Here is a 9,186-nt window from a genome sequence, read left to right on the forward strand (position 1 = left end):
AGCGTGACAATGACAAGGCGCTGTTTGCCGATCTGATCGGACAAGGACTGACGGGCACAGCAGAGAATGGCGACAGCGGGCAGGGCGCTCCATGAACCGGTTGCGACTTTCTCGGGACGCATTCAAGAACATGATGCGAGCCGCCGCGCGTGATCCGCTTTGGGCATTTCTGGCTTTRATCACCATGCCCTTCCGGATCTGGAAACGGCTCCTCGGATTGATGTTCATCCTGTTCTTCGTCACGTTTGTGATCGGCATGGGTGGTGGTCATTTCCTCAAGCAACTGGGTTTTGCTCAAGGCTCGCCTGTCTACATCATCCCAGGTCTCTTAACCCTGCTGGCGCTTGCCGTTATCACCTTCTGGTTCATCACCACTCCACTGATTTTGCATTTCGGGGACAGTGACGATGATACCCATGGCTCCGCCCGCTTTGCGACAGACAAGGAGATAGCTGCTCTCACCTCATCCGCTTCCGGCCTGTTGATCGGTCGTGATGTCAAATCGGCTAAGCCCCTGCGCTATGATGGCCCGGCCCATCTCCTGACGATGGCGCCGACCCGTACCGGCAAGGGTGTCGGCACGATCATCCCAAATCTGCTGACCGCCGACCGTTCCGTGATCTGCGTCGATCCGAAAGGTGAGAATGCAAGAATCACCGGTCGTGCKCGCCAGAARTTYGGSCCGGTTCATGTGCTCGATCCTTTCGGGGTCACCGGTGGATCCTCGGCAGCCTTCAATCCTCTTGCCCTGCTTGATCCCCACAGCCTCGATGTCGCGGACGACGCCAGCACCCTTGCCGACGCTCTCGTGTTCGACGAGCCGGGAATGGCAGGCGAGGCGCATTGGAACGAGGAGGCAAAAGCACTGATTGCCGGATTGTTGCTCGAGATCGTTGCATCTGAACCTTTGAGACGCAGGCACCTCGCAACACTCCGCGAGTATCTGACCCTTGCTCCTGAACAGTTCGCAGCACTGCTCAAGCGTATGCAGGAAAGCGATGCGGCGAGAAGTCTTGTCGCCCGCGCCGCGAACCGCCACCTCGGAAAATCCGATCGTGAGGCCGCAGGCGTTTTGTCCGCAGCCCAACGCCATACGCATTTTCTCGATTCACCGCGTATGACGGCAGTCCTTAGCCGCTCGGATTTCCGGTTTGCCGATCTCACGCGCAGCAATGTGACGGTGTTCCTCGTGCTTCCTCCTGATCGCCTCTCGACCTATTCGCGCTGGCTGCGACTGCTTGTCTCACAAAGCCTGCTCGAAATGGCCCGCGATCCGACAAAGCCGGCGACACCGGTTCTCTATCTGCTCGATGAGTTCGCATCCCTTGGGCATTTGGCACCAGTCGAGCGCGCGATGGGTCTGATGGCGGGTTATGGTGTCCAGCTTTGGCCCATCCTCCAGGACATCCATCAGCTGCGTGCCACATACGGTCAYCGCGCCGGAACYTTCCTGTCRAACGCCSGCGTGCTGCAGGTCTTCGGCGTCAACGATCATGACAGCGCCCGCCTCATCTCTGATCTGCTCGGACAGGAGACGGTCGTGTTCCAGACCATGGCGAGAGCGCTCGATTCCGATAAGACCGGGATCTCCTACAGCCAGCAACATACCGGCCGGCCGCTACTCACCCCTGATGAGGTGCGCAATCTGCCGGCGCACGGACAATTGCTGTTCCTTGCCGGACAACGACCAATTTTCGCTGAAAAGCTTGCCTACTTTGCCGATCCGGAATTCAGGGAGATGTTCGACCCAGTTTAACGGGAATGGCGGTAAAAAGGCAGTTCGGCAACCCATCAAATCCTTGTATGCGCGGCCCTCCGGCTATCTTGATTGTGAAGGCAATTTGCGCGCAATTCACTGGCCACGCAGTTCGCGAACGCAAGTTATTCGGCCATATCAAAGTCCGACCGCTTAATGCTGTTCGGCAGAAAATCGAGAGCTTCGAGGCTGATGGAGAGAGCTTCACTTTTGCCAAGCCCGTCTTCGTAGTGACACGAGACGTGCACCGTATTCGGTGCGCGCCTTACACCTCGACGCGGTCTTTGTGAGCATTTTCGACCAAAGACGTTTGAGACAGTTTTCCTAATGCGCTCATCGAATGGTTTAGTCATGCGCGAATCCTGCGCGAAGTCCGCATCGCCTGTTTGCATAGAGGTACCAGGGAGACGAACGCCAAGGAGGCCTGAGTAACAGCTGAAAGCCACAGAACCGACGAGGAGTGCCCTCAGACGGAATAGGCCCGCGTCAGCGAGTAACTTTGGTCACTTCACCCGCGAAGCGATCCGGCGCGGACATGCCACCGCTTCGCAGCAGCATGCCGACGAGCTTGCGCCGCTCCCGGATGTCGTCTTTGGCTTGCCTATGGGCTTTTACCCGAGCCGTGATGTCGACGTCATCCTGCGGGCCGACATAGCGTCTCCTGTCCTTACCCTCGGGAGTAGGGAGATCAAAATACCAGTGATTGCGGCCCTTGACCGGAACCGCAACAAACCGACCTTCGAGGGAAAGTCTGCCTGAAACTGAGCATCGAACGTCCGCTGCGCGAGTTCAGCGAACGCCGTTCCGTAAACGAGGTCAATCTGCTTCTTCGCCCGATCCAGCTATAATGAATTTGCAAAAACATTATAACTATGCTGCCAGATTTCGATGGAGCGAGGCTAAATCGGTTCGTTTTCAATCGAGAGAGTGGACAATGGTGCGCGTCGGCTCCATCGTATTTAGGCCGTCGAGGCGGCAACTTTGGACGGCCGGAAATTGACGAACTGAAAAGCCGTCGTCCTCTCCTTCGACCACAAACCAAACATTAGGAAGTCAATCGATAGATCTGGCGCCAACGCATGTTTTCTCTCGAGAGAGGAGCGCACCGCGCATCTGCTCGAGCTGGTAAAGGTCGTTTGCGATGAACGTATCGAAAAGCTGGAATGTAATGTTCGAATGGGCGGGAGTGAAAGCAGCCAATGACAGCCAGGTGTCGAAGCAGGTTCTGATCGTGCCCTTGCGGCGCGCTGCCTTGGCACTTTACGGGTCAAATCAGAAAGAGGCCGCGCGGGATCTGGCTGCGTTTCTCGCCTCACAGGAAGTCCTCGATCAAGCCCTCGAAGAGGTGGTCAACCAACATTTCGATCTGACCGATTGGACGATCGACGCAGCCTGATCAACGGGCCTCCCATTAAGGCGGAACAAACTTGTTAATGTTCCCTTTATGTTCTATTGGTAGAATCGTGCCGAAATGTCAGAAAGACTCCCAGCGAGTGCGAGGTATACCAATGACAAGTTTTTCCGTTCTGCGTCAGAAAGCCGGTCTGAGCGTGCCCGAAGCAGCCGAACTTCTGGGCTACAACGAACGCCAGGTTTACCGCTGGGATTCCGGCGAGAACGTACCGCGGAAGGTCATCACCGATAAGCTCGAGTCCCTGCGGCAGGAGCGCTGCCTCGCGCCGTCGGAACACTCGTTCACGTTCATCGACCTGTTTGCGGGTATCGGCGGCCTGCGCCGCGGTTTCGACGCTATTGGCGGCAAGTGCGTATTCACGTGCGAGTGGGACAAGCATTCCCAGGTGACATACCGTGCAAATTACCCTGACGACGAGCATGAGATCTGGGACGACATCCGCGACCTGAAAGCGGAAGATGTCCCTGACCACGACGTCCTCCTCGCTGGTTTCCCGTGTCAGCCGTTTTCGTTGGCAGGCGTGTCGAAGAAGAATGCTCTTGGCCGTGCGCACGGGTTCGCCTGCGAGACGCAGGGTACGCTGTTCTTCGACATCCAGCGCATACTCGAGGTCAAGCGACCGAAGGCGTTCCTGCTAGAGAACGTGAAGAATCTGGTCAACCATGACAAGGGGCGAACCTTCGCGATTATCAAGGACGTCCTCGAAAACCAGCTCGGTTATACTATCAAGTGCAAGATACTCGATGCGAAGTCGTGGCTTCCGCAACACCGCGAACGAATATTCATTGTCGGCTTCCGGCAGGATCAGGGCTTCAACTTCGAGGACCTGCAGATCCCTGACGTCCTGAAGGGGCCGACCCTCAAGACGATCCTCCATCCGGAAAACGGCGAGGAAGCTCCTGAGAAGCCGTACACGGACGGTAACATCGGTCGCGTATCCGATAAATACACGCTGACCGACAAGCTCTGGGCATACCTTCAAGCCTACGCCGCCAAGCATAAAGCAGCCGGCAATGGCTTCGGCTTCGGTCTGTTCACTCCGGACGGCATCGCCCGCACACTTTCCGCTCGTTATCATAAGGACGGCTCCGAGATCCTGATTAACCGTGGCGACGGCCGGAACCCGCGCCGCCTGACACCGCGCGAGTGTGCACGCCTTATGGGCTTTGATGCTCCCGGCGAAAGCGACTTCCGGATCCCCGTCTCCGATACGCAGGCCTACCGTCAGTTTGGTAATTCGGTTGCCGTGCCGGCCGTGAAGGCCGTGGCCGAGCTCATGAAGCCGTACATCCTGGACTATCAGGAGGTCGAGGAAGTCATTCTCAAGCGCGCCTGATGACGGACGTCGTTTCGCCCGAGAAGCGTAGCCAGATGATGGCTGGCATCAAAGGCAAGAACACGAAGCCGGAGATCGCCATCCGGAAAGCTTTGTTCGCGCTCGGCCTGCGGTATCGCATCCACGACAAACGGCTGCCCGGAAAGCCTGACCTTGTTTTTCCCGGACGAAAGGCCGTCATCTTTGTCGAGGGGTGCTTCTGGCACCAGCACGACTGCCACCTCTTCAAGATGCCATCGTCCAGGCAGGACTTCTGGCAACCGAAGATCGAGGGCAACAGGCAGCGTGACGTCCGCGTCCGCAGCGAACTGCAAGCTTTGGGGTGGCGACATCTAACTGTGTGGGAATGCGCCTTAAAAGGGAAAACGAGATTGCCATTTCCCGCGGTCGTGGACAGGATCCGAGCGTGGCTCGAATCAACCGAGTCGATGGGGGAAATCGAGGGGATACGGGATGGCGATAGCCGACCTGAGTGATTGGATGGCCGAGTTCGGGAAGCCGGGCTACCTATGGTACGCGAAGCGCCTTTCTGGCAACGACACTTTGGCAAATAAGAGTCACCAGGCCGGGCCGTACATTCCGAAGCCCGTGCTCTTTGAGGTGCTTCCAAGTATCAATCGCCCCGAAGTCGAGAGGCCTGACGCCTTTTTCGAGTTGTACCTCGACTCTCACCCGGAGGTCAGGACCATCAGAGCGATCTGGTATAACGGCAAGTTTCACGGCGGCACTAGAAACGAAACCAGGCTGACAGGCTTCGGCGGCGCCCAGTCCGCGCTTCTTGACCCGGACAGCACCGGAGCGCTTGCGGTGTTCGCTTTCAAAGTGGAGACCGAGACGTCGCCGGCGGAATGCCATGTCTGGGTTTGCGGTGGCGAAGGAACGGAAGCTGACTTCGTCGAAGAGCGTCTGGGGCCGGTGGAGCCTAAGATTCCAGTGATCTGGCGGCCGGGCATTTCGGATCCGCAAGCAGACCTGTTTACGGCAATCCCGAGCCGCGCGACGTGCTGGTTGCAGCCGGACGAGATACCGGAAGGGTGGCTAACTGCGTTTCCGACCGGTCGAGACATTATCGAGAAGACTATCGGCCTACGGCCCGCGAGAGGAATGCCGGTGGATGTCAGACTGATGCTGCGCCGCGCCTGCGAGTTCGAGATATTCAAGTCAATCGAGGAGGCATCCTGGTTGCCGAAGATCAAGGAGGGCTTCCACTCGATCGATGGGTTCCTAGGCATGGCGAACACGATCTTGCAAAGCCGCAAGTCCCGGGCAGGGAAGTCCCTGGAATATCACACGGTGGCCCTCTTCGAGGAGGAAGGTCTCGCCCTTGGGACCGCGTTCGTCCACAACCCTCTGATCGAGGTCAACAAGCGCCCGGATTTCCTGTTTCCTAGCGTAGCGGCGTACCAGGACAACTCCTTTCCCGCGAACCGACTGCGGATGTTGGCGGCGAAGACGACTTGCAAGGATCGTTGGAGACAGATCATCAATGAGGCCGATCGCATACAGACCAAGCATCTGCTGACGCTGCAGGAGGGCGTTTCCGAAGCCCAGTTCACCGAGATGGTCGAGGCTGGTGTTCGTCTTGTGGTGCCCTCTGGTATCCATGCGTCATACCCGGAAGCCGTCCGGCCTCATCTGATTACACTTGAAGAGTTCATCGGCGACGTCCGGGCAGCATGAGGAACGACCGTGGCGAGAATACCTGAAGCCGTCCTTTCAGGGGTCGATTATCCATTCATTGATCGTCGATACCCGCTCGCCGAACTGGCGATGATCGAGGTGCCGGGCAGCCTCCGCGACCTGTTGATTGTCCAGGCCGAGAAGATCGGCGGGATCATCCGGGACGAGCCCGTCGAGCTGCGCTTTGTGTGCGAGCAGTTCGGCGACGCGACATTCTTAATGGGATGGCCGCACGGCCATGCGATGCACATGCTTGCACCTTCGCAGTTCCGAAGAGGCAACGCCAAGAACAATTCGGGGCAAGATCTATGAAGTACGCAAAAGCCGAGCGCATCATGATGCGGAACCATCCGGAGATGTCCGAGAAGTGGATTCAGCACCTGATCGCCGAAGATCCCTCCATCCTTGGTCTGGGCGACCTGGTTCTCCGCGCTCAAGAGCGAATTCATGCGAAGGCAGGACGCCTCGACCTTCTGCTGCAAGACCCCGATACCAATCGCCGCTATGAGGTCGAGCTGCAGCTCGGACCGACCGATGAATCCCATATCATCAGGACCATCGAATACTGGGACATCGAGCGGAAACGATACCCTCAGTACGACCACTGTGCCGTCATCGTCGCCGAGGACATAACCAGCCGATTCCTGAATGTCATCTCGCTGTTCAACGGCACGATCCCGCTCATCGCGATCCAGGTGCAAGCTATCAAGGTTGGCGAGGAGATCACGCTCGTCTTCACGAAGGTCATCGACGAGTTGACGCGCGGCGTCGTAGACGAGGATGAGGATGCCGCCGCGGCGCCGACCGACAGGAACTACTGGGTGGTGGTGAAAGGCAGCGAAGCGACCGTGAAAATGGCGGACAAGATGCTGGAGCTGGTACACGAGATCGCGCCGCACCTGCAGCTCAAGTACAACAAGTTCTACATCGGTCTCGCACAAGACGGGCAGCCCAACAACTTCGTGTCCTTCCGCCCCAAGCGCAGTCACCTCGGCTTCGAGTTCAAGATGCCTCGCTCCGAAGAGATCGATCAGATCATCGAATCCGCTGGCATCGAAACCCTTGAATACAACGTCCGTTGGGGCCTGTATCGGGTACGGCTCGCGAAAGGCGACGTCGAGAAGAAAACCGACACGCTGCGCAGCCTCATCAAGCTCGCGTGGGACTATCGGAACGCATGAGCACGGGGATGAAGGACAAAATCGAAAGAGGAACCAAGAAGGTTGTGTCTGCTGCCAAGGCTCGTCCTGCAGAGACGCGATGGTCGCTGATCGGCGCGGCTGTCGGCGCTCTCTTCGGTCTTCTGGTTGGTGGTGTCGGTGTCGCAGCTATGGGTGGAGCTGCGGGCATCCCCGCGGCCGTCATCTTGGCCCTCGTGGGAGCCGTTATCGGCAACAGATACGGCATCAGCAAAAATCGACCGGTGCAATAGAGGTGCCTGTCTTGGCGAACTGTTTCAGGCGCGAGGGCGGGCATATGATCTTACGAACTGCCCGCTTGTGGAAATGCCGTACATTCACCTTCAAGCCAGTCTGAGCGCGGCCATGTCGCCGCTGCTGAGCGCAGCCAGATTGGCTTCGATTTTCTCTATAGGCCAGTCCCACCAGGCGAGATCAAGCAATTCGTCGATGACTTCGCTGGGATAACGCATTCGGATAATAGATGCTGGATTTCCGCCGACAACTGCGTAGGGCGGTACATCTCGTGCGACAACCGAAGCGGCAGCGACAATCGCACCCGCGCCTATGTGAACGCCTGGCATGATTGCCGCGTTCTGGCCAATCCAGACGTCGTGGTCCACGATCGTGTCCTTGATGGGCAGGTCTTTGTAACCAAAGGTCTCCGGCTTGAAGATACGAAACGGGTAGGTGGTGAAGCCGGTCATCGGGTGGTTCGCCGAACTGGTAATGAAGTAGCTTCCTCTCGCGATCTGCACGAACTTGCCGATTACCAGTCGTTCGCGCACACCATGACCGAGATAAGGAGCCAGGATCAGGGCCGCGTCTTCGGGCTTTCCAGCATGCGTATAATAGCTGAAATCTCCGATCTCCATCCGCGGATGATCTACGACGTTCTTCAGATACACCGTGTCCCGATAGATAGTTCCGTCGGGCAGCATAATCGGATGGATGGCATTTGCGTCGAGAAGAGCCATACAGAACCTTTCGAATGCCAGCCGGCCAAAGCGGCATCCTGTTTAACCTCGCGGGTGATTTTGTCGCTGTCAGGCTATTTTCTCCCGACCGAGAAATCCATCACGGGTTGCGTATCGCTCCGATGAATAGTTTTGATGGCCACCGTCGGTGGTTGAACACATCTACCCTCTGCGACCTCTCCGATATGCCGCTTCCGTGCAAGCGAGTATATGGAAGGTCGGAGGCGATCCGATCTTACATTTCCAATCGGCGGGGTGTTGACTTCCAATTATCATGATATCCGTTTTGTGGAGATGAGCGCAGCAATCAGCGCTCTGATCAGGCTGTCGCTTTGAGGTCGAAATGCGCGTGGATCACGTCGTAGGGTACGTGAACCTTTCCGTGTTCGGTTTGTTCGAAGATAAAACAGTCGATGCTTGAACATGTCCGTGCTACCTGGAACGAGTTCCAGCACCAGAGCCACCTGTTGGGTGGTTCAGCAAGGCTTTTTTTCTCCCCCTCCTTCGGGAGTTTATTGCGCGCCGTCGCTCATCCAGCGAGGTTTACCGCGCCCGATATATAACCGGGTGATGTTCGCGTAACGGCGAGGCCGTCGTCTTTTTCTCGCTTTCGATCTCTGGCAGGCAGGGTGCTTGTAGAGACTTTTGTGGCGAGGTCTTCAACAGTCAGACGACGGTACCGGCGCTATCGTTGTCGATCCGTGGCAGGGCTGATTTTTTGGGAACACACTCGTGCACATCCTTCTGCCGCCGCCAGTTCAGTAGCAGCGGACATGGGCAGGTTGGTTTCCTATGTACGAGGGCTCGTGCTGCTGGACCGGGGTGTCTTCAAGCCGACCCTTACA

9 protein-coding genes and 1 pseudogene are annotated in these 9,186 nt (G+C 57.3%); 8 read left to right on the forward strand and 2 right to left on the reverse strand.

Features of this window, described 5'->3' with window-relative positions:
- Positions 1-91: 91 nt before the first annotated feature.
- Complete coding sequence (locus tag AB4Z23_RS26885) at positions 92-1,756, forward strand: type IV secretory system conjugative DNA transfer family protein (RefSeq protein WP_441361110.1); 1,665 nt, start codon at positions 92-94, stop codon at positions 1,754-1,756.
- Positions 1,757-2,067: 311 nt separating this feature from the next.
- Here the strand turns inward: AB4Z23_RS26885 and AB4Z23_RS26890 are convergent.
- Positions 2,068-2,598, reverse strand: a pseudogene (locus tag AB4Z23_RS26890) (GSU2403 family nucleotidyltransferase fold protein); the annotation flags it as partial.
- 326 nt (positions 2,599-2,924) lie between these two features.
- Between AB4Z23_RS26890 and AB4Z23_RS26895 the strand changes: the two are divergent.
- The 7 genes from AB4Z23_RS26895 (at position 2,925) to AB4Z23_RS26925 (ending at position 7,618) form a co-directional block, all read left to right on the forward strand.
- Positions 2,925-3,152, forward strand: coding sequence for a hypothetical protein (locus AB4Z23_RS26895; RefSeq protein WP_441361111.1), 228 nt, complete (start codon positions 2,925-2,927; stop codon positions 3,150-3,152).
- A gap of 112 nt (positions 3,153-3,264) precedes the next feature.
- A complete protein-coding gene (gene dcm / locus AB4Z23_RS26900; RefSeq protein WP_441361112.1) occupies positions 3,265-4,506 on the forward strand; it encodes a DNA (cytosine-5-)-methyltransferase in 1,242 nt (413 codons plus the stop codon).
- Positions 4,506-4,982 (forward strand): DNA mismatch endonuclease Vsr, encoded by a 477-nt coding sequence (locus AB4Z23_RS26905; RefSeq protein ID WP_112293148.1) that lies wholly within the window; start codon positions 4,506-4,508, stop codon positions 4,980-4,982. The genes dcm and AB4Z23_RS26905 overlap by 1 nt, the downstream gene beginning before the upstream one ends.
- Positions 4,960-6,186 (forward strand): type II restriction endonuclease, encoded by a 1,227-nt coding sequence (locus AB4Z23_RS26910; protein WP_112293142.1) that lies wholly within the window; start codon positions 4,960-4,962, stop codon positions 6,184-6,186. The genes AB4Z23_RS26905 and AB4Z23_RS26910 overlap by 23 nt, the downstream gene beginning before the upstream one ends.
- Positions 6,187-6,195: 9 nt before the next feature.
- The gene (locus tag AB4Z23_RS26915) at positions 6,196-6,498 is read left to right on the forward strand and encodes a hypothetical protein (protein WP_441361113.1); all 303 of its coding nucleotides are present in this window, start codon (positions 6,196-6,198) and stop codon (positions 6,496-6,498) included.
- On the forward strand, positions 6,495-7,367 hold the full coding sequence (locus AB4Z23_RS26920) for a hypothetical protein (protein WP_441361114.1): 873 nt from the start codon (positions 6,495-6,497) through the stop codon (positions 7,365-7,367). The genes AB4Z23_RS26915 and AB4Z23_RS26920 overlap by 4 nt, the downstream gene beginning before the upstream one ends.
- Before the next feature lie 8 nt (positions 7,368-7,375).
- Positions 7,376-7,618, forward strand: a complete 243-nt coding sequence (locus AB4Z23_RS26925; protein WP_112293145.1) for a hypothetical protein — start codon at positions 7,376-7,378, stop codon at positions 7,616-7,618.
- 90 nt (positions 7,619-7,708) lie between these two features.
- Here AB4Z23_RS26925 and AB4Z23_RS26930 read toward each other — a convergent pair whose 3' ends face one another.
- Positions 7,709-8,341 (reverse strand): CatB-related O-acetyltransferase, encoded by a 633-nt coding sequence (locus AB4Z23_RS26930; RefSeq protein ID WP_113073697.1) that lies wholly within the window; start codon positions 8,339-8,341, stop codon positions 7,709-7,711.
- Positions 8,342-9,186 lie beyond the last annotated feature (845 nt).

Source organism: Agrobacterium sp. MCAB5, assembly GCF_052114365.1.
GTDB classification, from domain to species: Bacteria; Pseudomonadota; Alphaproteobacteria; order Rhizobiales; family Rhizobiaceae; genus Agrobacterium; species Agrobacterium tumefaciens.

What these genes read in the sequence shown, in the direction of transcription:
- dcm (WP_441361112.1), top strand. Translation starts at nt 3,265, where the DNA reads ATGACAAGTTTTTCCGTTCTGCGTCAGAAAGCCGGTCTGAGCGTGCCC.
- AB4Z23_RS26925 (WP_112293145.1), top strand. Translation starts at nt 7,376, where the DNA reads ATGAAGGACAAAATCGAAAGAGGAACCAAGAAGGTTGTGTCTGCTGCC.
- AB4Z23_RS26895 (WP_441361111.1), top strand. Translation starts at nt 2,925, where the DNA reads ATGTTCGAATGGGCGGGAGTGAAAGCAGCCAATGACAGCCAGGTGTCG.
- AB4Z23_RS26930 (WP_113073697.1), bottom strand. Translation starts at nt 8,341, where the DNA reads ATGGCTCTTCTCGACGCAAATGCCATCCATCCGATTATGCTGCCCGAC.
- AB4Z23_RS26905 (WP_112293148.1), top strand. Translation starts at nt 4,506, where the DNA reads ATGACGGACGTCGTTTCGCCCGAGAAGCGTAGCCAGATGATGGCTGGC.
- AB4Z23_RS26910 (WP_112293142.1), top strand. Translation starts at nt 4,960, where the DNA reads ATGGCGATAGCCGACCTGAGTGATTGGATGGCCGAGTTCGGGAAGCCG.
- AB4Z23_RS26920 (WP_441361114.1), top strand. Translation starts at nt 6,495, where the DNA reads ATGAAGTACGCAAAAGCCGAGCGCATCATGATGCGGAACCATCCGGAG.